Source organism: Marinibium conchae (assembly GCF_015595035.1).
Classification (GTDB): domain Bacteria; phylum Pseudomonadota; class Gammaproteobacteria; order Enterobacterales; family Alteromonadaceae; genus Glaciecola.
Genome location: NZ_JADNRN010000003.1, coordinates 458,591 through 484,124, shown reverse-complemented (window position 1 = coordinate 484,124; position 25,534 = coordinate 458,591). Strand labels below are relative to the sequence as shown.

Sequence of the window (25,534 nt, the reverse complement as noted above, 5' to 3'; positions counted from 1 at the left end):
CTTGTAAAATGAAGAACTTAGTGCTTGCTAGTATTTTCTTAGCACTATTTGTTATCGTACTAGGTGCATATACTCGTCTTACTGATGCAGGTCTTGGCTGCCCTGACTGGCCGGGTTGTTATGGCACTCTTCTTGTGCCACAAACTGAGGAGTTAGTAGAAAAAGCGAATCAAGCTTTTCCAGAGCGACCAGTTGAAGCAGAAAAGGCGTGGAATGAAATGATTCATCGCTATTTTGCTGCGGGTTTAGGCTTCTTTATTCTGATTATTTTTATCGCCTCTCTTGTCAAAAAACTTCGAGGCGCTAACGGCCCCATTAAGCTTCCTTTCGCACTATTGTTGCTCGTTTGCTTTCAAGGTGCGCTAGGCATGTGGACAGTCACTTTGAATTTGCTGCCGGTGGTTGTAATGGCACACCTCTTGGGCGGTTTCACGGTGATATCGTGTCTGTTTTTACTTTATTTACGCTTAACGCCCTACCGAATTCCCGGTGGTGACTCCCAAGTAAGACAGCTCGCTAAATTTGGCAGTATTGGGATTGTTATTCTTGTATGGCAAATTGCTCTCGGGGGCTGGACCAGCGCAAACTACGCCTCGCTTGCTTGCACTGAATTGCCTATCTGTGAAGGTAATTGGTTCTCCAACTTGGATATTGCAGGGGCCTTTAGTGTGCCAGCAGCGGAAAATTACGAATTTGGTGTGCATGACTACGAAGAGCGCGCGACGATGCATGTTTTTCACCGTATTGGTGCGATCATCACCTTTATCTATTTGTGTTGGTTTGCCGTTTTACTTTATCAGCGCTCATCTTCTGGTTTGATGAAGCGTTTAGCGGTAACAATGACACTCGTACTTGGCTTACAAGTCATTCTTGGCGTGAGCAATGTGGTTTACAGCCTGCCGCTTGTTGTAGCTACAATGCATAATGCGGTTGCTGCCTGTTTGCTCTTGGTGATGGTGATGATCACCTACACCATGTATCGAAAATATTGATCAAGAAGATCTCAAAATTATAAAAGGAGAAGCCAATGAGCCAACAAGCTATCGCTTCCAAAGCTATTCGAAATCAAGCCACATGGCGAGACTACTATGAAATGACCAAGCCTCGTGTAGTCATGCTTTTATTGCTGACTGCTTTGGTCGGCATGTGTTTGGCAACGCCTACTTGGATAGATCTTCAAGTATTGGTATTTGGAATGTTGGGTATTGGACTTCTTTCATCATCTGCGGCTGTAATCAATCATGTTGTCGACCATAAAATTGACAGTGTTATGGCCAGAACGTTTAATCGTCCTGTTGCGAAAGGCAAGGTCTCTCCGCAACGTGCATTAGTTTTTGCCTTTGTGATTGGCCTAATGGGCTTCGTTTCATTGGCCTTGTTTGTGAATATGCTTACCGCTTGGTTAACGCTTGCGAGCTTGGTGGGTTACGCTGTTATCTATACTTCTTACTTAAAACGAGCAACGCCACAAAATATCGTGATCGGTGGATTGGCTGGAGCCGCGCCGCCTTTGTTGGGCTGGACCGCAGTAACAGGTGATATCCATGCTCATGCTTTGTTGCTTGTGTTAATTGTGTTCACCTGGACACCTCCACACTTTTGGGCCTTAGCAATACATCGTGAAAAAGACTATGCGAAAGCCGAAATTCCAATGTTACCGGTCACTCACGGCATTGAATTTACAAAGACTTGCGTGCTGCTTTATACCGTCTTAATGTGCCTTGTATGTGCGCTACCTTACTTGGTTGATATGAGCGGTTTGATTTATTTGATTGGTTCTACCCTCTTAAATGCTGGCTTTATGTATTACGCAATAAAACTGAAGTATCGTCCTACCGCCACAACGGCGATGGATACTTTTAAGTTTTCGATTCTACATCTGATGATATTGTTCGTTGTATTACTTGCCGATCACTATATCTATTTGTAGGTAACACTCTTTGCTTGATAGTATTGCCGACAACTTACTGAAAAAGTAGCATCATTTGGATACGCAAAAATGAATCAGAATAAACTAGTTGGGCTAGTAGCACTCGTTACCTTGGTATTGGGTGTGTACTTAGCGGTAACTATCGCACCGCCGTCAATTGAAGACAAAGCACTTAACGAGCAAACCAAATACATGAGTTGGTATCCTCAAGCTCGCGCATTGAGTGAGTTTGAGCTCACTGACCATCGTAATAATACAATGACGAATGCAGATCTTACTGGAAAATGGACGCTTGCGTTCGTCGGCTATACTTTTTGCCCCGATATTTGCCCCGTTACCTTGAGTGAAGTTAATAAAATTTATCCAGAGTTGGTGGCACAACAGTCAAATACGCCATTACAAATCTGGTTTCTATCGGTTGATCCAAAGCGCGATACTACCGAGCGACTCAATGAATATGTCAACTTTTTCAATGCTGATTTTGTTGCTAGCACTGGCTCTCACGATCAGCTTTTTCCACTCGTTAGAAGCATGGGCATGATGTATTCAATGAGTGAAAGTAGTGACAATCCCAACTATTTAGTTGACCACAGTGCTTCTATCGTCGTTATTAACCCTGATGGCAACGTAGTGGGTCGTTTTAAACCCAAACTCCTGCCTGGCGAACTGGCTATTAGCGATATGGAAGAACTCAAGGCCGACGTGCCAGTGCTTCTGCAAAATGGCTAATAGTTTATCGCTCAGATCAACACTAGGCCCTTTTGTCGATGCCATTAACTAGCGAAGAAATCAGACTGTCATCGGTGAGCGAATGTTCTGTTGAGGATTCCAAAACCATTGCAAAGCTGATCTTTTCCTCTGAGCCAAGCTTGTTGGCTTATCTTTTTGGTGGCGAGCGTAGTGCGCTCAGTTTTATTAGCTTTGCCTGTGCTCTCGACGACGGACAATTTTCCGCTAATCGGCATTTTGGTGTTTATTCAACGCCCGAGTTAAGCGCAAGTAAAGCTGAAGCGAGTGGAGCATATTTAGGGCCTCGCGCTATTTGCACACTTTGGCACTATGCCATGCCTGAACTGTTTGAATCTTTCACTTTAAGCGCATTAAAGCATCACTTTAGTCTATCTCAACTAACCCACCTTCTCAGCAACAAACAAGATTTAGATGCTTGTTTTCGACCACCAGAAGAGCATGAATTATGCATAGGACACATAGCTGTTGAGCAAGGAAGTCGACATAAGGGTTTCGCGACCACCTTGCTTCATTTTGCTATCAAAAAAGCAAAGGAAATGGGTAAAGATAAACTTGTGCTCGATGTGGAAAAAAGCAACCAAGCCGCTTTCTACTGTTATTTAAAAGCAGGGTTTGACGTTGAGCGTGAAAGTCAATTCGTGCCAACAGCACAGCACTTCGTTAGAATGAGCTTGAGCCTGAAGTAATTCCCTATGCTTGCATAGCGAGTTAATCAAGGAAAGTACCATCTTCTTGTGCGGTGAAAAATGGAATTGAATACCAGTAGTATCGAGATCTGTCAGTGCTACTTGGGGCGGTGCAATTTACCCGCGTTCGCCCGGGTGTGAAGCGTGCATTTAATTGGATGGAAAAGCCGCGTTCAGTCTTTGTTACTTCCAAAGACTTGCCTTTGAAGTAACAGGCTAGTTCCGCGGCTGAAAAGCCCTCAAAGTTGGTCTCCAGCTCTATCTTTTCTAGCACTTCACCGATTTGCATAAGCGATTTGCTTGGGCGCAGCCCTGTGATTGGCATCGCCAAGCTATGTATCTTGGTGCGTAAACTTTCAAGTTTTGCGTAGCTTCCAGCAGCGGGGTAGCGAGGCAGAGCTGTGATGTCACTGAATGGCCCTACGGCACCAGACTGCTGCCCAAAACCTACGTAGCCCATGCTAGCAATCAGGTTTTTCACTTCAATACTGAACTCCCCGAAAGGATAAGCTAACCATTTTAATGAATAGCCCAGTTCATCCATTAGCTTGGCTTCAGCCGACTCTATGTTTTTCTGTATGCGTACTAACCACGCCTTGTCGTTTTCTTCTGAGAAGCGGTCTAAAAGATGGATATGATCAAGGGTATGATTGGCAAACAGCACGCCTTCTTCGCTCATTTGTTTAACTTCATTCCAGTTCAACTGAGAAGGACTTACGCCAATTTCGTCAGGGTTAATGAAAATGGTGTAGGGAAACTGATACTGTCGAAGTATGGGATGACCATTCTCCAAGATGTTATCAAAGCCATCGTCAAAAGTTATCGCAACTGCATTTTTGGGAAACGGCAGTCTATTTTTAAGCCTATTGATAGCGCTATCAAGTGACATGACGGTAGCGTGCTCATTCAGATATGCCATGTGGGCTTCAAATTCATCAGGGCTAGTTGATGTTACTCTAGGCGTAGTGCTGCTCACATGATGATACTGTAGAATAACGAAACTTTGCTGCTGCTCTCCCTTGGGCGACAATGTTGTGGTGGCCGTTTTCCCAGCCGTTTTCGTAGCTGTTTTAGCCTGAGCAAGATTGATTAAAAGCGCCAAAGAAAGTGCAAGCAGTGGCAGAAAATGGCGAATGCGGCGGCCTTGTAGATTCAGTGTCATCACGCTACCCTTATTGGAAGAATGTTATTGGCTTAAATTGAACGACAATCAGCGCAAAAGTTACCATATCACCGTAAACAAAGTAACTGCCAATATGATAGCGTTCTAGGGCGATATTGCTAACGCAGAGAAAAAATAGAGAGCCCATGTGCAAGCCAAACTAACGAATAACGCGACACAAGATAGCCCCTTCAAACTCTTGTTGTTAGCCTTCCCTTTAATTCTCGCAAACATTACCACGCCTTTGCTAGGTTTGGTCGATACGGCAATATTAGGGCATATGGAACACAGCTACTATTTGGCGGGGGCATCAATCGCTACTCTTATTCTTACCCAGCTCTATTGGATTTGTGGCTTTTTAAAAATGTCGGTCACTGGGCTGAGTGCGCAATCAAAAAGCCAAAGCAGTGAGCAACAGCTCAAGCTCTTAGTGCAAGCGCTTGCAATAGGCTTGGTAATAGGTGTGCTGTTTGTATTGCTGCAAAAACCAATCTTGCAAGCAGGATTATTTTTTGTGCAGAGTGCCGACAATAGCAGTGGCTTTGCACAAAGTACCAGAGAATATTTCACAGTAAGAGTGTGGGGAGCGCCAGCTGCCTTGGCTAATCTCGCTTTAGTCGGTTGGTTAATAGGGCAACAAAAAACCAAGCAAATACTGGGGCTTCAAGTTGCGGTGAATGTGATCAACATTGTGTTGAGTATGCTTTTTGTCTTTGTCTTTCATTGGGGGATTAAAGGTGTTGCTGCCGCCACTCTCGTTGCTGAGTATTCTCTACTTGCGTTGTCGTTACTTACTGCAAAGCAAATTCTCGACAAAAACACCGACACACAGCACGAGCATAACAACACCTTAACGGCCTTAATGCGCGGTATTCAAGAATGGTTAACACTGCGCGCACTACTGCCATTGTTAAATTTGAATACGCATATTTTATTTCGTAATTTGGCGCTGCAATTTACCCTAGCATTTCTCACCTTCACGGGTGCCGGATTTGGCGCGCAAACCGCTGCTACGAACGCCATACTAATGCAGTTTTTTGCCTTGATTGCACTTGGGCTTGATGGCGTTGCCAATGCCACTGAGGCCTTAGTTGGGGAGCATAAAGGGGCAAAAGCGCATAAGAAATTAATTCGAGAACTCAAGTTTGGCTTGTTATGGTCAAGCACTTTTGCCCTGTTGTATAGCCTGACTTTTTGGTTGTTTGGGGAAGGGATCATTAATATCTTGACCGACCAGCAGGCACTGCGAGACTCGGCCATTAGTTATTTGGGCCTAATGATTTTATTGCCAGTAATCGCACATTGGTGCTTTCTCATGGATGGTGTATTTGTTGGCTTAACGCAGGGCAGAGCGATGCGCGACAGTATGATCATTAGTGCAATATTCGGATTCTTTGCAGTGTGGTGGTTTATCGCTGATATGGAAAATGTTGGTTTGTGGCTGGCTTTACTTAGCTTTCTAGCCTGCCGAGGCATTATCCTCGGCCTTTGGTTTGTAATACTACTGCGGCGCCGCGCTATTATTAATGACTAAAGACCGCAAGCCATGCTTTGGATTCTTGGGTGATGAAATGTAAGTCACTAACGGCTCATAAAACCCGCAGCATCCTTTAGAAACACGCCTAAGGTTTCAACGTTTTGCTCTTGTTGAGCTTGCAATTTATCTTTCATAACAGGGAATAGCGCTGCGCGTTGGTCGAATTTTGTGTGCCATATTTGGCCCCATGCTTTTTCATTAGGGCGATCACAGCTGGTAAGGTTTTCTTCATCAAAGCAATCCCAATATGCTTTGTCGGCGGCCTGAGAGTAGCCGTCGTTGCCATCTTTACCATTTATGTTGAAGTTGGTCGCTTCAATATAGGCAATTTCAACCCCAGCGCAAGCGAAGGGGGAATGATCAGACCAAGGTCCGGTTTCTCCTTCCGGATAAGCTTCGAAAGCGGCATGCAGAAGATGGGGTGAATCAGGAAAGCTTTGCATAGAGGCCGCACGAATGCCCTCGCGCAACACCGATGCACTATTGTAGTTAAGTTCTTTTATCGCCTCGCATTTGTAGGGAGTGGAGTGAGCACTGTGTACGTACAGTTTATCACCGCCGATAATAGTATCGAGGTTAATCATGCCGCGTATGTTTTTTAAATCAATGTCATCACGATTCACATACGCCTTTGAGCCAATTAATCCGCGCTCTTCAGCGCCAAATACAATTAAGCGAGTGGTATAGGGCAGTGATTCATCTTTTAGTAGTCTGGCGAGTGAAATAAGTGCGGCTACGCCTGAACCGTTGTCAATTAAGCCTTTTGAACCGGTATTTGTGCCAACTGAATCATAGTGAGCGCCAACTATCAGTAACTCGCTTGATTTTCCAGGAATATCAATAGATAAGTTTTGAGAACTAAGGCGTTCGCCTTGCAAGTTGAACTCAAAAGGTAACCGCTTCACTTCGTAACCTAAAGATTCCCATTGTTGGGCTATCCAATTGGCGGTTTCAGCTTCAAGCTCAGTTCCTGCTGTTCTATCGCCTTTATCTTCGATGAAGTCCGCTAAGGATAAAAAGTCCTGCCAAGCTGTATAAGTTTCTTTCTTGGTCTGGACATTTGGCTGTTGAGTGCAAGATAAAATAAGACTAGAAAAAAGGAGTACTGCGCCGCTTTTTAGTGCGCGGCGACGAAGTTTTGTTGTGAATTTCATAGCGACCTAAATGTGTTACTAAGTTAAAAATGTGCAGTGCGTGCTTAGCTATTTTGTTTTGCCACTTTGGCCGGGAGTAAACGGCACACAAGAATTTGTAAGTAACCGTAAATTGACATTAGGCTACCGATCAAAATAAACACCAGCGCGATTATTTTAGCGCTGTTGCCGTAACTCCCCATAAAAGACTCACTGAGGCCTAAACTATCAATACCAATATAATATAAAGCTAGTTCTGAATACCATAGTGCGACGCCGACCATAAAAATAGCAAAGCCTTTTATAAAGCGTTGCCAATGGCGAATAGGATCGGTGGTTATTTTATCAATTAACGTGCTCATGTTATTACTGCCTTGCTAGACGAGTGTCTACAACGTAGAGCGCTACAGCTACCATTTTCACGCATGAGAATAATGCTGAGTGCGCCCCAGTTAGAAAAATTAGTAGTAAGAATGTTCGCCAGCTTCGTGTTCCGTCGCGTCTTTTACAGCGGTAATTTCACCTTCAAACTGCGCTAGCATCTGCTTCTCAATACCGTCTTTGAGAGTAACGTCTACCATCGAACAACCGTTACACCCTCCACCGAATTGTAGCACAGCCGTTCCGTCTTCGGTAACTTCAACTAACATCACTTTACCGCCGTGGCTTGCAAGACCAGGATTCACGTCGGTTTCAATCATATAGTTAATTCTTTCAACCAAGCTCGCATCGTCTGCTAACTTTTTCGCTTTAGCGTTTGGTGCTTTTAGCGTGAGCTGTGAACCCATTTGGTCAGTAACAAAGTCAATTTCTGCTTCTTCTAAGTAGGGTGCGCTTTCCTGATCTACCACGGCATTGAAGCCATTAAATGGTAGCGTAATGTCAGTGTCTTCTACTGCATCAGGCGGGCAATACGACACTCCGCACTCTGCCGTTGAGGTGCCGGGGTTGACTACAAACACACGAATATTCGTGCCTTCACCTTGCTGAGCAAGTAATTTACCAAAATGGCTCTGTGCATTTTCAGATATTGTGATCATTTTGAACCCTTTAAAGAATGTAATGGAGCGAGGGTTGTCCCCGTCTATTTTGTGTATAATAGCAAAATTACCTGAGTAAAACAGTCGGGTATTAATGATTTTACGCAAAACATGAAAATATTTCCTTCCAAGTTTTGTTTATAGTTGGATTTCGCCTAGGATATAGGGAAAATTGTTGCTAGGCCTTAAATTAATCGCGGGCAACAAGCATGAAGTATAAAAATAATGACTATAGGACACAGTATGTTGAATCGTTGCGGCTTTTTTGGTCGAGTAAGAGTGTTTCTTTTTCTAGCATTAACAATGCTACTAAGCCTAAGTGTAAAAGCTGGTGAGTTAACTGATTTAAGTTATCTCCCTCAGGGTCAGAACTACAATCAATCAATTCCATTACCCGAGGAAGTGCTAGGTTATCCGGTCGGCACTTGGCATGTGCGTCACGACCAACTCGTTGCCTACATGTATGCTGTTGCGGAGGCTTCCGACCGCGTATCGATTAAAGAAATTGGCCGCACTCACGAGCATCGTCCCTTGTTGCTGTTAACGATTAGTAGCCCTGAAAACTTAACCAATATCGATGAGATAAAAAAGCAGCATCTTGACCGCATTGCGAACGGCGTCTCGGCGCCACAGTCTGCACCACTTATCATTAATATGGGATATAGCGTACACGGGAATGAGCCCTCCGGTTCCAACGCTTCTTTGTTAGTTGTGTATCACTTAGCTGCATCTAATAGCCCAGAGACCAACAAGCTGTTAAGTGAGAACGTAGTACTTATCGACCCATCTCTAAATCCTGACGGATTATCACGTTTTGCACAGTGGGCTAATTCTCACAAAGGTAAGACTTTAGTCAGTGACAAGCTACATCGCGAACATAGAGAACATTGGCCATCGGGAAGAACCAATCATTACTGGTTTGATTTGAATCGTGATTGGTTGTTGTTAACCCATCCTGAAAGCCAAGCTAGAATTCGAGAGTTTCATGATTGGCGCCCACATATTCTTACTGATTTTCACGAAATGGGCACCGACAGCACCTACTTTTTTCAACCGGGAATTTCATCGAGAAAAAACCCGTGGACGCCGGACACTAACGTTACCTTAACCGCCGCCTTAGGCGACTTCCACGCTCAGGCCTTAGACGATAACAAAGAGCTTTATTTTACCCATGAAAGCTTTGATGATTTTTATTATGGCAAGGGTTCAACTTATCCGGATGCTCACGGCAGCATCGGAATTTTGTTTGAACAAGCCAGTAGTCGCGGTCATCTTCAAGACTCAATAAATGGTGTATTGAGTTTCCCAGACACTATTCAGAACCAAGTAACAACCTCGTTTTCTACCTTTGCCGGTGCCATGGCCAACAAAAATGCAATTTTGGCTTATCAAAAGCAATTTTATAATGACACTCAAAAGTTGATGAAAGACGATGACATTGAAGGTTTCGTGATCCAAGGGAATCTTGATGAGAGTCGCTTTGAGCGAGTAATGAGCATATTGAAAAGTCATGAAATAGACTTCAAGCTTATCGACAAAAACACGACAATTGACAAACTAAACTTAGCTGCGAACAATGCCTTGTATGTACCCGTAAAGCAGGCTCAGTATCGTTTGATTCGTTCGTTATTTTCAGAACGACAGCGTTTTGCTGACAATACTTTTTATGATGTGTCGAATTGGAATTTGCCACTCGCTTTTAATTTTCAGTATGCAAGTGTAACTCGTTCGCAGGCTCGAAAGCTGTCTACAAGCGCATCCTACGAAAGGAACGAAGCTAGCACTGTGTTGATAGACAATGCCTACGCCTATGCTTTTGAGTGGCATGATTATGAAGCTCCGCGTTTGTTGCAGCACTTGCTCACTAATAAAGTACAAGTGCGAGTTGCAGGAGGCGACTTCACTGCGACAGTTGCTACCAACAGTGGCAAGGTTGAGCGCGACTTTTCCAAAGGTGCCATAGTTATACCAGCGGCTCTTGAGCAACCAGACAACTTGCTAGACATATTGAGTACGAAAGCGAAGCAGTTGAACTTAGCACTTTATAATATCGACTCTGGTCTCACCTCAAAAGGCATCGATTTAGGGAGTCGTCGTTTTGCCCCTGTTAACCTACCTAAGGTTCTGCTTATTGGTGGTAAGGGAACATCTCAATATGAAGTAGGCGAAATTTGGCATTATCTTGATACTCGTCTGGGCTTGCCCGCTACCTTGCTTGATTTATCAGATCTAAATGGTCGCGATATATCTGACTATACTCATCTAATTTTTGCCTCGGGCAGCTACTCTTCTATTAATGAAAAAACCGCTGAAAGTATCAAATCTTGGTTGCAAAAAGGTGGTGTGTTGATTGGTCAAAAATCAGCGCTACGATGGTTCAGTAAGCAAGAATGGATTGATAACGAAGTAGTCGATCGCAGCGACATTGACGACGCTTTTTCTACTAAGGGTCTTGCCTATGGTGACAAAAGCGCATTGGCCGCTAAGAAGCTCATAGCTGGCTCAGTCTATCGTGCTAACGTTGACCTAACACATCCGCTCATGTTTGGTTTTGAACGTGATACCTTACCTTTATTCAAAACCAGCAACATGATAGTGAAGCAAAGCGACAACCCTTTCAACGAAGTCGCCACCTATTTAAAGGAGCCATTGGTGGCGGGTTACACGGCCGATGAATTACAAACAATGATTTCACAAACTAGCGCGATTGTAGTGAAGCCAATTGGGCGTGGAGCAGTAATTGGCTTTGTTGATAATATTCATTTTAGAGGTTACTGGGATGGCACCAACAAATTAATGTCGAATAGCTTATATATGTCGCCATTAATTAACTAGGCTTCATGATGGTCAAGCCCATGCACCATACAGTTATCCTTAGCTCGGGTAGAACCTTGAGTAGGGCTAAACAGGCTTCGTTTATTGTCGCGCCAGTGGTAATTACATCATCAACAAGTGCTATATGTTTGTAAGGTTTATCTGATACATATACAAAAGCTTGCTTAATGTTGTCTTGGCGTTGAGCGCGATCTAACTCGCTTTGTGCCTGGGTGTGTTTTGTTCTTTTTAGCAAAGCGGCATTGGGTATTTTACTCAGCTTGCTCAATGCGTTGCATAAAAGCTGTGCTTGGTTATAGCCTCGTTCACGGTGACGTTTGTTGGATAGTGGGATAGGCACTAATACCTCAGGGCGATGCTCGTCTTCAAAAGGTGAATGCTGCAGAACGCTATGGTGAAATAAAGACGCAAGTGCTTTCGCGCAATAGGCCTTCCTATGAAACTTTAGATCTTGCACCAACATATCTAGTGGCCATTGATATGGTCCCGTCGCATAAAGATAATCGTAATGCGGAGTTTCAAGATGCTTAACAAATTCGGCTTCCTCTAACAGATTTGTTGCTGTTGAGCAGTTTGAGTTTTCGAATCGGCATATAAAGTGAAAGCAATATCCGCATACAATGTTGCGGCTACTTTGTAGACACATGCAGCAGTTGCGATGAAAGCCAAGCTCGTTTTTTTGAGCAACAGCGGCGAAACAATTTTCAATTACGCTAGTGGTGCGCCGTAAGGCATCATATAATGTTCGCATTATTTTCCTTGTCGATTTTGAGTTAAACATTAGCATGGTGACTTCACCACAACAGCTGTCTGAGCGACCGGTTTTCAACCTTGTTTTCTTGCATGGATGGGGAATGAACTCTGGGGTCTTTACTAAGCTTATTGCAAGTTTGGAAAGTCAATTGGCTGGGCTGTCATTACCGATAGCATTTACTTTTTCATGTATTGATCTTCCGGGGCATGGTCACAATAACAAACAACGTCCTCATGCTGGGGCGAGTGCCTCGGATTGGCAACTTTCAAGCATGGCAAGTGCAATTGCTGATCAACTAAAAGCAAATTCAATATTGATAGGGTGGTCTTTAGGAGGCTTAATTGCGCAAAAACTTGCGGTTGATCAAAACACTAAAGTTAAGGCTTTAATAACCATAGCCTCTACGCCAAAATTTCAGATGGGGTCGAGTTCCCAGCGAGAATGGCCAGGAATTAAACCAGAAGTACTCCAGACTTTTGTCGAGCAATTAAGCTTGAATCATCATAAAACACTGTCACGATTTTTAGCCATTCAAATGATGGGGGTTGCTAATGCTAAAGCCCTAGTGAAGGAAATATCTGCAGCCATAGAGCAGCGCCCTGCTCCAGATCCAAGTGCCCTTGCTGCGGGTTTACATATTCTTCAGCAAGCTGATTTGTGTGAGCAAATAGCTAACATTAGTGTGCCCACCTTACGCCTTTATGGTCGACTCGACAGCCTTGTTCCGCACTCCGTTATCCACTTAATTCAGAGTCTGCAGCCAGAAAGTGAATCGGTTATATTTAAACATGCCTCGCACGCCCCCTTTCTTACCAATCCAGATGTATTTGCAGAACATTTATTGCCCTTCATTAAGCAAGTTACAAGCAAGCACCCACACTAGCCTTTAATTCTCTGTTTAGTCTATTGATTTCAGTTAGTTAAGTGAAAGAGCAAAAATATTCAAAAAAAAGCTAAAGTTTCTTTAGCATAGGCCGATACGTGGGATACGGGAAAAAGTAATTATTATAAAGGCAAACTAGATGACAAATGCAGTAGGTGGGTCGACTATATCGAGCGCTCTATACGCCGGTGTTCAAGGTTTCAATCAGGGGGCTGAGCAAGTTCAGCAAGCATCCCTAGATATTGCCTCTTCGAATACTAGACAACAAAACGCCGCGCAACAAAATGCGGGTGGCGAGAGCAATAGGCTTGCACCGAACTTAAATACCAGTGCGGTCGAGATAATTTCTGGTAGCAATCAAGCTGAAGCCTCTGCCAAGGTGATAAAGGCAGCAGACGAAATGCTTGGTACTATCATCGACACCTTTGCCTAAGCAAAGCTTTTATTTCAAATTAGGGTAGTAATTAACAAGGGCACACCAAACAGCAAATGAACATTGTAACGCCGATACCTAACAGTTTTGGATTTCCTACGAGTAATGTAGGAACTGATTCTGCACGTCGAGACAATGTGCTTCGTGAAGCCATCCCATCTGTGACTCAGGGCGAAAAGAGTGCTGCCGAAAAAGGCTTGGGTTCAGAAGCTGACCGCAACAACCAAGCGAACAACCTCGCCAATCTATTACAAAACCCCACCTATGATCGCCCTAGTGTTAACCAAGCCCTAATTAATCAAAATGCTGGTGACGCGAATAAAGACAACGGCAGCGATCAAAGTGCTGGGCGTGAAAATGCCGAATCGGAGCAAGAAAAGCAACAGCGGCAAAGCGAAGAAAAGCAGATAAAAGAGCTGAAAGAGCGTGATACCGAGGTGAGACTGCATGAGCAAGCACATGCAGCAACCGGTGGGCAATACGCTGGCGCACCAAGCTATGAGTACGAGACTGGACCCGATGGAAAACGTTACGCGGTTGGCGGAGAAGTATCGATTGATATATCTGAAGAGAAGACCGCCGAACAAACTGTTCGCAAAATGCAACAAGTACAAGCTGCTGCCTTAGCCCCCGCTGAGCCTTCAGCTCAAGACTACAAAGTAGCCGCTCAGGCTGCACAGAAAGAACAAGCAGCCAGAGCTGACATAGCCGAAGAAAAGTTGGATAAACAGAATGGCAATCCGAATGAAGCTGCTGACCAAAGTACTGGTGAGAGCGCTACAGTGAACGAAGTCAAAGGAAGTAGCTCAGCGCCGGCTGATGCTGGTCCTAGCAAAGTGAGTTTAGAGCTCAGTGAAAAAACGCTAAAGGCGAGCGAGACAATTTCAAAACTTTATCAACAAAACGCAAATCTGTATTCCAATCAAGCACTAGAGCTTAATATCTTTGCCTAAAACCTTTGTCTAGTATCTTTGCGCCATCACACAAAGTTAAATGTCAATTCCGAGCAAAAATATACTCATGTAGTGAAAGCGACACCTTAAGTTAAAGATATTTTTGTCGAAAACCTTATAATATCAATCTCACTATTTTCGACTTTTTGGAGCTGAGCATAAAACAGTTTGCTGGTGCAGGGTACAACAGATTTATCCACTTAATGCTAACACTAGGTGTAGCGTTAGGCTTGCTGGCGACTGTAATAATAGCGAGCCCAGCGATGGCAGCTAAAGCCTACATGACTGACAAAAGCGACCAACTTGTTGTCGTTGTTCACGGCACAAGCTCTACAGAAGCTTTATCCAAAAAAGAACTCATTGACATTTACATGGGGCGCTTCAAAAACTTCCCTAACGGCAGCACTGCAACACCTATCGACTATTTTAAAGGAAGTAATCAACGCAAAGCATTTTATCAGCTTTTGGTAGGCAAAAGTGAACGTAAAATTGACGCGTATTGGTCACGATTACTTTTCTCAGGACGAGCCACCCGACCCAATAAAGCGACATCGGTAGCTGAAATCCAACAGGAGCTTCAGCAAAACCCGAGTGCTATTGCCTATATTAATGCGGCAAACGTGACTGAGGAGATGAAAATTGTTTATCAGTTCGACTAAAACAACAGCCTCTCTTTTGTGTGCGCTTCTGAGCCTTAGCCTTGGGTTCTCAAAAGCAGCTTCAGCCGAGTATTCTTTCAATGGTTTTGCAAACCTTGGGGTAACTTATTCTGATTCTGAGCAACTTGCGTATAGAAGCTCACTACTGAACAATGGGCGGGAAGACCTGTCACTTATACCCGATACCTTGGTTGGCTTGCAGTCAAACTACCGCTTCAATGATAAGTTTGACGCAGTAGGTCAGATCATTTTGCAAGACAGAGACAACACTAGTCTGACTAACTTTGTTGAACTGGCTTTTGTTCGCTTCCAGGCAAACCGGAACTGGGCATTTAAAATAGGCAGGTTTAGTACTAATAGCTATTTATTCACCGATTATCGCTATGTTGGTCACTTACTTAACAGGGTGCGACCGCCACTTGAGATGTATTCTGCCGCTGGCTCCTTAGGTAATATGGATGGTTTGCACGCTAGTTACACCATGGATGTAGACTGGGGCGCGATAAAGTTCTCTGGTGCTTACGGCCAAAGCTCTTTCAACGATACACTGAATGGCGGTGAAGTGACTGTCGATTATACCGAGTTAAGTTCACTAAATATCGAATTTCAGTCAACAGAGTGGCGTTTTCACATGGCCTATTTGACTGCCGTGATGGATAATTTTGATAGTCCCGATCTTGACGGTATCCGAAACTTAGATCAGTTGGTGCCAGCTATTTTTGTTCCCTTTGCTCTAGAGCTAAAAAATAATCTGATTCCAGATGGCAAGCGCATCACCTATGTTTCGGTCGGCGGACAATACAGCTTCGACTCTTTTGACCTTATCGCAGAATATTCGGATTATGAAGGAGAATGGGCACTCGCCGCTAGCGCTAAGTCGGGCTATGTTAGTCTCGCTTACCCTATAAAAAGATTCACACCGTTTATTACTGCGGCTTTTTATGATCGCCAAATGCAACCCGAGATTATCGACTATGCTAACGCGCAAGCGGTGTTGCCTGACTTTGCCTTTCAGCAGTTGGTTGCGATCTCCGCAGGCGCAAATGAGGCGATACGCGGCGGGTCAATTGATCAGAATTCAATAAGCGTAGGCATCAAGTGGGACTTCAGTGACGCTTGGGCAGTAAAAGCACAAGTGGATCATTTTGATATCGGAGAATTTGGCAGTGGTTTCTTTTCGGTTCAAGAAGGCTTGCTAACGCCTGCTGAAAAGCTGAGTTACAATGTATTTAGCCTTAACTTCACCACCACCTTTTAACATTAGAGCCGCATTCATATGAAATTGTCGGTGCGCATCAGCTTGGTTATTTTTCTGTTATCCCTAGCGATATCTACGGTATTTGCTAGTTTCAACTACTATTATCAGCTTAAAGCCGCTACCCAACAATACCAAGAACTTACTACTCAACTAGCTACGTCAGCGGTGAATACCGCAGGCATTGCGGCCTACTTGATCGATACGGAATTGGCTCAGGAAGTTGTTGATGGTCTCACCGCTAACGATCTCATTGCCAGTGCATCCATCACTATATCTAGCGAAGAACTTACTATCAGCGCTGGCGAGAGCAAAGCCAGCCGTCAGAAAATTGAAGCAGTGATACGCAATCCCTTCATTGAGGATGATATTATTGGACTATTGGAAGTATTACCTAACGTTGAGTTTATCGAGTTACAAGCTTCCAGCGCTAGCCTAGAGAATGCTTATTTGCTGATGGGCTTGAGTTTCATTATTGCGGTAGCCGTAGGCCTATATGTGAGAATGAAGTTAACCTACCCTCTGAAAGCGCTCGCCGACGCCGTGAGCCTAATTGATACTGATAAGCCCGAAGCAATTACACCCATCAATACTGGCTACAAGCACAATGATGAAATTATGGCGCTTTCGCAAAAAACGAATTCACTGATAAGCGCACTGAAGATTCAGTTTTTATCCGAGCGTGAACTCAGGGAAGCTACTGAAGAATTACAAAAACGCTTCAGACTGTTATTTGAACAGGCCACTGCCGGCATAGGGCTGCTTGATAGTCAGGGCAAAATCAGTATTGCCAACCCCGCATTTCAGAGCTTGTTTGGGAGTGATGTTGAAGGGCTAAACTTTGCGAATCTGTTTGAGTCGCCTAAATTGGTGAAAAAACAAATTAGCTTGCTGTCAGCGAGTAGCGGTGTTTCTCAAGTAAATATCGACCTAGTTTTATTAAATGGCACTGAGAAGCGCTATCTACATTGTTTATTTTCTTCTATCCAAGACACGCGGCTCAATACTCGAGCCGAATCTGAGCAGTTGGTTGAAGTAATAGTATACGATGTTACCGACCGCAAGAAGCAAGAGGCCAAGGCGCGTTATGAGGCCGACCATGATTCACTTACAGGCTTATTAAATAGGCGCTCTGGTGCGCAAAAGCTCAATGAACTTTTGCTTAAGCAGCATAATGAGAAGCAGTTGTTTGCCTTAATGATGATCGATCTCGATAAATTCAAGCCGATCAATGACACCCACGGCCATGATACAGGTGATCTAGTGTTGCAAAACATTAGTCGTCAGGTTCAAGAGTTGTCGCATAAGTACGAGTCGGTAATTGCTCGTTGGGGTGGTGATGAATTTGTTGTGGGATTAGCCTTTAAAGATGCGGAATTTCTGCCCATATTTACCGAAGAATTAATTGAAAAAATATCAACCGAAATTGAGGTTAATAGCGAGTTAAGTGTCCAAGTAGGCGCTAGCGTGGGCGTTATTGTGTTGCGAGCTGAGCAAGAAGCTTCTTTAGATATGCTCATTTCAAAGGCCGATGACCTTATGTATGAAACTAAAAAGCAGAAGGCTAAACGTTACACGATTGTCGATTTTTAGCTTTTTTCAACCCACTTAATATTTTTGTAATTAAAGCCTGCATGCAGTGTCGGTTTGACCACTTTAAAGTAGGGCGAAAGGTCAAAGTCTCGAGGCGTAAAATGACTGTAGTGTCGAGCATGAAAGTAAGTATTCTTTTCCCTAATACTTCCCTGTAGGTCATCGGCATTAGCGTCAATATCGGCTGCTTGCAGCGGTAATATTGGGTAAGCAATTGATTGAAAAGCTTGTGATACCAAGGTAGAGCAAATTGCCTTGGTCGGATCCCCACTGCCAAGCGTTAGTAGGCGACGGCGATAACGCTCTGGCACAGGCGGTGCAGGTAACAAGTAACGCACAAGGTCGAAAATATTCTTGGTGTCGTATTGGCTGCCTAGCCTTGCTAACACAAACTGTACAAGGCTCTCGCTATCTTCCTCAGTAAGTGCCACTGGTCGACAAATACGTAAATTATAGCCATCATATTTATCAATAGGTGCCGCGATCACGCCTTCAACGAGATCTGCCTCTATTAGCGGGTCGATTGGTGTGCCATCTGCATCTAAACGCCCTTCACCAATAAAAATAGCTACATGCGACCATGTAGACTGAGTTAAATACTTTATTGCAGTACTGATGCGACTGTTTCCTTCTACTAGCACAAGATCACCAGCTTGAAGGTTGTCACTAAGTTGTTTTTTAGAAAGCGTAGAAAATGTTTGATAATGAGGGCGTGGCTTGCTCAAGAACTCGGCTAGTTTTGCCCCTAGCGAAGAAAACAAGCCCTCTTTAGCATCACTATTATCGACTGATGCGACGCTTTGAGAAGGCTTATTCTTGCTCATGTTTTACTTCTTAGCTTTTGCAAATGCGTCGGCAAAAGCATTACCCATAGCAACGTTACCAAAGCTTTTCTTATTAGAAGAACTACTGTTCTTGTTCGTATTTGAGCCTCCACCCCTGTTAGATTGCTTTCTAGCACCAGGCGATTTTTCCTTGCTCTTGTTGCTGGTATTACTCGCTTGAGGGCTATCGTCCATTCGCATGCTCAGGGAAATACGTTTACGCGCTACGTCTACTTCCATGACTTTAACTTTTACAACTTCACCTGTTTTTACAACTTCGCGCGGGTCGCTGATAAAGGTGTTGGTCATCGCCGAGATATGCACTAGCCCGTCTTGATGCACGCCAATATCAATAAAGGCACCAAAGTTAGCGACGTTGCTTACCACTCCTTCCAATATCATACCTTCACTGAGATCTTGAATACTTTCGACCCCTTCTTTAAAGCTTGCAGTTTTAAACTCTGGGCGTGGGTCACGACCTGGTTTGTCGAGCTCTTTTATAATATCTTTTAGCGTAGGCAAACCAAATTCTTCAGTGACGAACTCTTCTGGCTTGAGGCTTTTCAATAAGTCAGTGTTGCCAATCATGTCGTTTACGGCAACATCGACTTTATTAGCGATGGTATCAACCACCTTATAAGTTTCGGGATGGACAGCCGATGCATCTAAGGGGTTCTTCCCGTTCATGACACGTAAGAAACCCGCAGCCTGCTCGTATGCCTTTGGTCCTAAACGTTCAACTTTTTTCAATGCTTTGCGGTCGGTGAATGCGCCATTTGCATCTCGGAAGGAAACAATGTTGTTGGCCAGTGTTTTGTTCAAACCCGATACATGTGAGAGTAAAGCCGGGCTAGCTGTGTTGAGATCAACGCCCACAGCATTCACACAGTCTTCAATAACGGTATCAAGTGATTTGCCCAATTGGCTCTGGCTTACATCATGTTGATATTGCCCGACACCAATTGCTTTGGGTTCAATTTTTACAAGTTCGGCAAGCGGGTCTTGTAATCTGCGTGCAATTGACACCGCGCCTCGAAGTGAAACATCCATATCGGGCAACTCATTAGAAGCAAGCTCAGAGGCTGAATATACCGAGGCCCCAGCTTCACTGATAATGATACGCTGCACTGTTAACTCGGGGGCGGCTTTCATCATCTCAGCGACAAGTTTGTCGGTTTCACGTGAGCCTGTTCCGTTGCCAATACTAATAAGATCGACTTTGTGTTGTTTACACAGAGTCGCTAAAGTACGCTGTGATTTATCCCATTGATTCTGTGGTGCGTGCGGGAACAGAGTCGTGGTATGAATTACTTTCCCAGTGGCATCCACTATTGCCAATTTCACGCCAGTACGAATACCCGGATCGAGTCCCATGGTGACTTTCGGGCCAGCAGGGGCGGCCATCAACAAATCGTTCAGGTTCTTGGCAAATACCTTAATTGCTTCGGCTTCGGCTTGTTCACGCAAACTAGCAAAAAGTTCCGTTTCCATGTGCAATAGAATTTTGATCTTCCACGTCCATTGCACTACTGATTTGAGCCATTTGTCACGAGCACTGTCACTAAGGCGCAAGTTAAGGTTTTGTTCGATAAGATCTTCACCATGTGAGCGACGAGCACCTTCTTCCTGTTGCGGATCGGCATCGATATTGATTAACAAGATACCTTCGTTACGACCTCGAAACATGGCTAAAGCACGGTGAGAAGGAATTTTTGAGTATTTCTCTGAGTAGTCAAAATAGTCTTTATACTTTTGACCTTCGCTTTCTTTGCCTGCAGCAACAACACTTTTTACATGTGCTTGCTTGGTGAGATATTGGCGAACACTTTGCAGCAATTCTGCATTTTCAGCAAAGCGCTCCATCAGGATGAATTTTGCCCCATCCAATGCGGCTTTGGTATCACTCACACCATCGTCGATATAATCCTGAGCAAGAACTTCTGGCTCTGCGCTCGGGTCACTGAAGAGTGCGTCGGCGAGTGGCTCTAAACCTGCTTCAATGGCAATCTGGCCTTTTGTTCTTCGGCGCGGCTTGTAGGGTAAGTACAAATCTTCAAGCGACGTTTTATTATCGGCAGCGAGTATCTTAGCGTGTAAGCTTTCATCTAGTTTACCTTGCTCGTCAATTGACTTAAGGATAACTTTACGGCGGTCTTCTAATTCACGTAAATAACCTAAGCGTTGCTCAAGGCTGCGTAATTGAATATCGTCGAGACCCTCAGTGGCTTCTTTTCTGTATCTGGCTATGAAAGGAACGCTTGCACCTTCGTCTAGTAGATTAACAGCAGCTTGAATTTGTTTGGAAGATACGCGAAGCTCGGAAGCGATTTTCTCGATGATCATGAAACACTCTATGGTTAATTTTGTAGGATAATGAAATATATTTGTAAACGCCGATTATAGCACTGTGAAGAAGGGGGGGAAGAAATTTATGTTGATGTGTGCGACTGAACTTACTACATTGGCTGGCAGCAAAGGCGAAGCAATTCGTATACGTCGAAACAAAGTGTTAATTTAATCGAGAGCAGTGAGTGAAAACCAAACTTATCACCCGTGAAGGCTACACAAAGCTAAAACAAGAGCATGATTACTTGTGGCACACCAAACGACCAGAAATCACCAAAATAGTGACCTGGGCGGCGAGCCTAGGTGATCGCTCAGAAAACGCCGATTATACATTCAACAAACGGGTATTAAGGCAAATTGATCGGCGAGTGCGCTTCCTTCGCAAGCTCTTGCCCGAACTCACTATCGTTGATTATCATCCGCAACAAGACGGCAAAGTCTTCTTTGGCGCTCATGTAGAAATTGAAAATGAGGCAGGCGAAACAATGGCCTTTCGCATTGTCGGGCCAGAGGAAATTTATGGCGATGCAAAAGACTATATTTCTATCGATTCACCCATGGCTCGTGCATTATTGAAAAAAGAGATAGACGACAATGTCACGGTGAAAACACCAGAAGGCGAAAAAGAGTGGTTTATCAACAAAATCACATACCAAAAATCAACCTAGTATACTTTTCCATCGAGTAATTCGAGCGTCGGCCGATACCACTAATAGCTAAAAAATTGTACAATGCAGAAGTCGCAAAAATGCTTGCGGTTGTTATAGCTAATGTTTTGTTTGCAGAGGAATTAAGCAAGCAACAAATGACTTGATGGTGTCAAAGTATGTAAAGGCCTACTCTTTGAGCTGCGAACGTTTGAGTATCTATGTTAATTAAGAGTTTGCGCATTGAAATTGCCACCTTGGCACTGAGTTCTATCATCATAGTAAGTGGTCTTATCCTGTGGTTTTCGGTAAGCGCATACGAAACACTTTATCAAAAAGCTGCCAGCAACGACCTTAACGGTTTATCTGAAAACCTCGCGATTGATTTAATTCCCTTTGTCGACGACGCTGATGAATTTGATATTCAGAACAATCTCTTGCAATTAGAACAATATGACAACGTTCGCTTCGCTTTGGTAATTGATGACAATACCCAGGTAATAAGCGCTTATCTTGGTAAGGCCCTCACCAGCAATAAAACGCCCGAAGAACTTCTTGCTTTGTCAAATTTTGATGGTAGAGCTTATGCACCTTTGCCATTCGGTATGACCTTGTCAGAACACAAAATCCTAGCAAAGAAACGTATTGGTGATTTTCAGGCTTCTCTCGGTTTTCTCATTATTGAAAATGATTTGTCTGGGCCATTGAGCAAGAGTAAACGGGATCTACTATTTTCAATTTTTCCATGGGTGGTTCTTACTTTATTGATTAACGTGATCATAATTTTTATTGTTCAAAATCGTGCATTGCGACCACTTGTGCAGCTTGCTAGATTCACCCGCAAAATCAAAGACAGCAAAGACTATGGGTTAATTGCAAAAGTTCGCGGTAAGAAAGAAATATCAATTGTTACCGAAGGGCTCAATTCAATGCTTCAAGCCATCAACCTTGAGGTAAAAAAGAATAAAGAAAAGAATGCGTTACTTGAGCAGCAACAAGAAAAGCTAGAACAACTGGCCAATTTTGATGTGCTTACTGGTTTACCGAACCGTCACTATTTTATGAAACTATTAGATGATGCCGCGAGGAAAGCAAAAGCAAGCGATTCTGATGTTATTCTGATGTACTTCGATCTCGACGGCTTTAAAAATGTGAATGATTCTTTCGGACACGAAATTGGTGACCGCCTGCTATGCATTATTGCTGAGCGCATTCAAATTAGCATGGGCGTAGAGCATACTCTGGCCCGTTTGGGCGGTGACGAGTTCTTAGCGATGATCCCCGGCAAGATTGACGATATTCACATAAAAGAAAGCTGCAATAGATTTATACATGCCTTGTCGCAGCCTGTTGACATCGACCAATGGAATGTTCAGGTAGGCATCAGCCTTGGTGTTGCTCGCGCAAGCGAAGCCAGTTTTTTGGTTACCGCAATGGTTGCAAATGCCGATATTGCCATGCATCGCTCTAAATCAGAAGGTCGCAACCGCTTCACAATATTCTCGCGAGACATGATAGAGAGTAGTCGCCGTAAACTGACGATAGCCAATGCAATTAACTATGCTATTTCGCACGGCGAATTTAAGCTGTTTTATCAACCCAAAGTTGATATACACGGTAAAATAATCGGCTATGAAGCACTCGCCAGATGGTTTAGCGAAGAACTTGGTTTTGTATCACCTGCTGAGTTTATACCCATTGCTGAGCAAAGCGGGAAGATTGCACAAATCACAGAATGGTTAATCGAAAGAGTATGTATAGACTCAAAAGACATTCTTGCGGTAAATGATTCGCTTAAAATAGCGTTAAATTTGTCGGTACACGATTTGAATAATACGCGCTTAATACCCATGATTAGAGGGTTTTTAAAACTGCATAAAGTCGACCCTAGAAAACTAGAGTTTGAAATTACTGAAAGTGCCTACCTTGATAATTTAGATGGTGCAAATGAATCCATTCAAGACATCAAGGCAATGGGAAGCTCTATCGCCCTAGATGATTTTGGAACGGGCTATTCATCTTTAAGTTACCTCACTCAAATCAATATCGATACCTTAAAAATTGACAAGCAATTTGTTGATCACATCGGTGTGTCTGAACAGGGAAGTTTGGTCACGCAAACCATCATCGATATGGCAATACAATTAAAACTAGATGTGTGTGCAGAGGGAGTAGAAACTGCTGAGCAGCACGCTATTTTGGCCGAGGGCGGCTGTAATATTCTGCAGGGTTATCATTTTGGTAAACCCGAAGCACTTGACGCGATATTACCTAAACTAGTGGAAAACCAACAACAATAATACTTGTTACGGCTAACATGCTACGAAAAGGCCAGTAGAAAGTAACTACTGACTTCGATAAACAACAACTAAACCGTCGGGCAGCTTTGTATCGGCGGGTAAATAGGCAACACTATTCTCGGTGTTAACTAACTTGTCCAAAACAGCATCGATGGATTTGAGCTCTTTTGGTGGCTTTTTGCGGCCACTAAAACGCATTTGTGCCCAATATGACTGTATTCTCGATTCGGTTAAACCAATCACTTTGGTATTAAACACGCTCCTTACCTCTGAACTTGTATCCAATGCTATTGGTGTAAGCGCTAATTCAGAACTATTGCCCATGAAAAGGTCACGTAATTCGCGTTTGCTGACGGCAAACTCGCTTTTGTCAATATTGGCGACAACAACTAAATCTACGGCGTTTGCGTTAGCAATGCTGCCAACAAAAGCAAGTTGAGTGATAAGGGCTAACTTCGTCAGGTAGTTCATCAGAACACCCACTCGATTGCCACTTGGTAAAGTGTGGCCTTTCTGTCGAAGCTAGGATCGGCAATTTCTGAGTAGAACGAGCGTTGACCGGGTTCGCCATCAAGCACGGTTATTTCTGCCTTCGCCGACATATTGTGCAAGAAATCCCACCTTGCGCCCAAGGTCACAGAGTCCAAGTCGTATTCCGGTAAGTTACCTGTAATTTGTTCGTAAACAAATGAAATTTGGTCAAGCTGAGGAGATACACCTGGCGGGATTTGGTTCACCGGAACGATATTGTTGGTGTCGGATGTTGAGTAGCTTGCATGAATCTGAAATGGGTAGAAGTTATAGCCTGCGGTAAAATAGTAGGCGTCGACCTGAGGTACTACAAGAAGGTCTGAGCGAATACGTGTCCATTCCGCGGCTAAAAAATAGTCTAAGGTGTCGTAATTAATATTTGCCTGATAACCGGTGACTTTGCCATTAAAGCGCAGGGATTCTGCATTTTCTGTGAATCCGGCGCGCTCTAGTATTTCCGAAAATTGAGTGAACGCTGGCACGTCTGCAAAAAAATCTGATGACTGAGTTGCAGAAATTCGGGCGGTTAAGTTGCCTTTGCTAGCGGAAAAAATGAGGCCTTTAATTTCGTCGGCTTCGAGGTCGACCCGCTCGTCTTCACGAGTAATTTCGCCGTCATACCTGCCATAGTAGGCCTCTAGGTCAAAGTTAACACCACCATACGAAAACAAGTACGAACCTGTAACACCCTCGTAGTTACTAAACAGAAAGCCGCTATACACTTGCTGGGGAGGCGAAATCCACGGGTAAGCGAAACCGACGTCGATAGTGTCACTGTATCTGAAGAAAGGCGTTCGCAATTTACCTAATTTAAACCGCCAGTTATTATTTGGCTGATATGTTAAGTATAGCCATTCCACACCTGAATCACGCTCAGCACTGCTGTGCGCAAGTAGTTGCGAAGATATACTAAGAGCATCGGATATGCGGAATTCGCCTTGCAGGGCAATAAGAGATTGCTGCGATAAGTCAATGTCATTGCCATAGTCTTGAAAGGTAGCAGAGCTTTCATCTAAGTAACCCGCCACTACTCTTGCAAAACCGTTGAATTCGAAGCGTTCACTTAACTCATCGCTGGCGCGTGCAAATGAATGTTGGGCAAAGAGCAAACTTGAAACAAGTGCAGATTTAAGAAGAATACCCATTGCTCTCTTTATTGACGAAACCAGACCGCAATCTTAAATCAAAGTTCTAGGGCTTGCGTATTAAAACACATACAAAGTTATGGTGATAATCAAAGATCAAACAACAAAAACTTTCTTACTAATTGAAAAATAACTAAT

General features: G+C 43.8%; 23 protein-coding genes. 14 read left to right on the top strand and 9 right to left on the bottom strand.

Features of this window, described 5'->3' with window-relative positions:
- The first annotated feature begins 8 nt into the window (after window positions 1-8).
- From ISG33_RS13535 to ISG33_RS13520, 4 genes are all read left to right on the top strand, one after another.
- Window positions 9-992 carry a COX15/CtaA family protein gene (locus ISG33_RS13535; protein ID WP_195734138.1) on the top strand — a complete coding sequence of 328 codons (984 nt, stop codon included), beginning with the start codon at window positions 9-11 and terminating at the stop codon, window positions 990-992.
- Between the two features lie 35 nt (window positions 993-1,027).
- The gene (gene cyoE / locus ISG33_RS13530; RefSeq protein ID WP_195734137.1) at window positions 1,028-1,930 is read left to right on the top strand and encodes a heme o synthase; all 903 of its coding nucleotides are present in this window, start codon (window positions 1,028-1,030) and stop codon (window positions 1,928-1,930) included.
- 69 nt (window positions 1,931-1,999) lie between these two features.
- A complete protein-coding gene (locus ISG33_RS13525) occupies window positions 2,000-2,659 on the top strand; it encodes an SCO family protein (RefSeq protein WP_195734136.1) in 660 nt (219 codons plus the stop codon).
- A 38-nt stretch (window positions 2,660-2,697) separates the two neighbouring features.
- A complete protein-coding gene (locus tag ISG33_RS13520) occupies window positions 2,698-3,366 on the top strand; it encodes a GNAT family N-acetyltransferase (RefSeq protein WP_195734135.1) in 669 nt (222 codons plus the stop codon).
- Between the two features lie 22 nt (window positions 3,367-3,388).
- Here ISG33_RS13520 and ISG33_RS13515 read toward each other — a convergent pair whose 3' ends face one another.
- Complete coding sequence (locus tag ISG33_RS13515; RefSeq protein WP_195734134.1) at window positions 3,389-4,528, bottom strand: polysaccharide deacetylase family protein; 1,140 nt, start codon at window positions 4,526-4,528, stop codon at window positions 3,389-3,391.
- A 148-nt stretch (window positions 4,529-4,676) separates the two neighbouring features.
- On the opposite strand from ISG33_RS13515, the gene ISG33_RS13510 reads away from it, so the two are divergent.
- Window positions 4,677-6,062 carry an MATE family efflux transporter gene (locus tag ISG33_RS13510; RefSeq protein ID WP_195734133.1) on the top strand — a complete coding sequence of 462 codons (1,386 nt, stop codon included), beginning with the start codon at window positions 4,677-4,679 and terminating at the stop codon, window positions 6,060-6,062.
- A gap of 47 nt (window positions 6,063-6,109) precedes the next feature.
- Here the strand turns inward: ISG33_RS13510 and ISG33_RS13505 are convergent, their stop codons facing one another.
- From ISG33_RS13505 to nfuA, 3 genes are all read right to left on the bottom strand, one after another.
- Window positions 6,110-7,219 carry a M28 family metallopeptidase gene (locus tag ISG33_RS13505; RefSeq protein ID WP_195734132.1) on the bottom strand — a complete coding sequence of 370 codons (1,110 nt, stop codon included), beginning with the start codon at window positions 7,217-7,219 and terminating at the stop codon, window positions 6,110-6,112.
- A 44-nt stretch (window positions 7,220-7,263) separates the two neighbouring features.
- On the bottom strand, window positions 7,264-7,560 hold the full coding sequence (locus ISG33_RS13500) for a hypothetical protein (RefSeq protein ID WP_195734131.1): 297 nt from the start codon (window positions 7,558-7,560) through the stop codon (window positions 7,264-7,266).
- Between the two features lie 99 nt (window positions 7,561-7,659).
- A complete protein-coding gene (gene nfuA, locus ISG33_RS13495) occupies window positions 7,660-8,238 on the bottom strand; it encodes a Fe-S biogenesis protein NfuA (protein WP_195734130.1) in 579 nt (192 codons plus the stop codon).
- Window positions 8,239-8,541: 303 nt separating this feature from the next.
- Here nfuA and ISG33_RS13490 point away from each other — a divergent pair, with 303 nt between their 5' ends.
- On the top strand, window positions 8,542-11,073 hold the full coding sequence (locus ISG33_RS13490; RefSeq protein WP_229333623.1) for a M14 family zinc carboxypeptidase: 2,532 nt from the start codon (window positions 8,542-8,544) through the stop codon (window positions 11,071-11,073).
- Here ISG33_RS13490 and ISG33_RS13485 read toward each other — a convergent pair.
- Window positions 11,066-11,824: a ComF family protein gene (locus ISG33_RS13485; RefSeq protein ID WP_195734128.1), complete on the bottom strand. Its 759-nt coding sequence runs from the start codon at window positions 11,822-11,824 to the stop codon at window positions 11,066-11,068. The two genes, ISG33_RS13490 and ISG33_RS13485, sit on opposite strands and share 8 nt — an antisense overlap.
- Window positions 11,825-11,858: 34 nt before the next feature.
- Between ISG33_RS13485 and bioH the strand changes: the two genes are divergently transcribed.
- The 6 genes from bioH to ISG33_RS13455 all read left to right on the top strand — a co-directional run bounded on the left by bioH (window position 11,859) and on the right by ISG33_RS13455 (window position 17,603).
- Window positions 11,859-12,710: a pimeloyl-ACP methyl ester esterase BioH gene (bioH, locus tag ISG33_RS13480; RefSeq protein WP_195734127.1), complete on the top strand. Its 852-nt coding sequence runs from the start codon at window positions 11,859-11,861 to the stop codon at window positions 12,708-12,710.
- Between the two features lie 139 nt (window positions 12,711-12,849).
- Window positions 12,850-13,143 (top strand): flagellar basal body rod C-terminal domain-containing protein, encoded by a 294-nt coding sequence (locus ISG33_RS13475; protein ID WP_195734126.1) that lies wholly within the window; start codon window positions 12,850-12,852, stop codon window positions 13,141-13,143.
- A 56-nt stretch (window positions 13,144-13,199) separates the two neighbouring features.
- Window positions 13,200-14,096, top strand: a complete 897-nt coding sequence (locus ISG33_RS13470; protein WP_195734125.1) for a putative metalloprotease CJM1_0395 family protein — start codon at window positions 13,200-13,202, stop codon at window positions 14,094-14,096.
- 203 nt (window positions 14,097-14,299) lie between these two features.
- On the top strand, window positions 14,300-14,755 hold the full coding sequence (locus ISG33_RS13465) for a type 2 periplasmic-binding domain-containing protein (RefSeq protein ID WP_229333597.1): 456 nt from the start codon (window positions 14,300-14,302) through the stop codon (window positions 14,753-14,755).
- Window positions 14,736-16,013: a porin gene (locus ISG33_RS13460; protein WP_195734124.1), complete on the top strand. Its 1,278-nt coding sequence runs from the start codon at window positions 14,736-14,738 to the stop codon at window positions 16,011-16,013. Before ISG33_RS13465 ends, ISG33_RS13460 begins: the two co-directional genes overlap by 20 nt.
- 18 nt (window positions 16,014-16,031) lie before the next feature.
- Window positions 16,032-17,603 carry a sensor domain-containing diguanylate cyclase gene (locus ISG33_RS13455; protein WP_195734123.1) on the top strand — a complete coding sequence of 524 codons (1,572 nt, stop codon included), beginning with the start codon at window positions 16,032-16,034 and terminating at the stop codon, window positions 17,601-17,603.
- Here the strand turns inward: ISG33_RS13455 and ISG33_RS13450 are convergent.
- Window positions 17,600-18,427 (bottom strand): YiiX/YebB-like N1pC/P60 family cysteine hydrolase, encoded by an 828-nt coding sequence (locus ISG33_RS13450; RefSeq protein ID WP_195734122.1) that lies wholly within the window; start codon window positions 18,425-18,427, stop codon window positions 17,600-17,602. The genes ISG33_RS13455 and ISG33_RS13450 overlap by 4 nt on opposite strands.
- 3 nt (window positions 18,428-18,430) lie before the next feature.
- The gene (locus tag ISG33_RS13445; RefSeq protein WP_195734121.1) at window positions 18,431-20,770 is read right to left on the bottom strand and encodes a Tex family protein; all 2,340 of its coding nucleotides are present in this window, start codon (window positions 20,768-20,770) and stop codon (window positions 18,431-18,433) included.
- Between the two features lie 188 nt (window positions 20,771-20,958).
- Between ISG33_RS13445 and greB the strand changes: the two genes are divergently transcribed.
- On the top strand, window positions 20,959-21,441 hold the full coding sequence (gene greB / locus ISG33_RS13440) for a transcription elongation factor GreB (RefSeq protein WP_195734120.1): 483 nt from the start codon (window positions 20,959-20,961) through the stop codon (window positions 21,439-21,441).
- A gap of 200 nt (window positions 21,442-21,641) precedes the next feature.
- Window positions 21,642-23,720, top strand: a complete 2,079-nt coding sequence (locus ISG33_RS13435; RefSeq protein WP_195734119.1) for an EAL domain-containing protein — start codon at window positions 21,642-21,644, stop codon at window positions 23,718-23,720.
- Between the two features lie 45 nt (window positions 23,721-23,765).
- Here the strand turns inward: ISG33_RS13435 and ISG33_RS13430 are convergent, their stop codons facing one another.
- A complete protein-coding gene (locus tag ISG33_RS13430; protein ID WP_195734118.1) occupies window positions 23,766-24,191 on the bottom strand; it encodes a hypothetical protein in 426 nt (141 codons plus the stop codon).
- Window positions 24,191-25,396 carry a TonB-dependent receptor gene (locus ISG33_RS13425; protein ID WP_195734117.1) on the bottom strand — a complete coding sequence of 402 codons (1,206 nt, stop codon included), beginning with the start codon at window positions 25,394-25,396 and terminating at the stop codon, window positions 24,191-24,193. Before ISG33_RS13425 ends, ISG33_RS13430 begins: the two co-directional genes overlap by 1 nt.
- Between the last annotated feature and the right edge of the window lie 138 nt (window positions 25,397-25,534).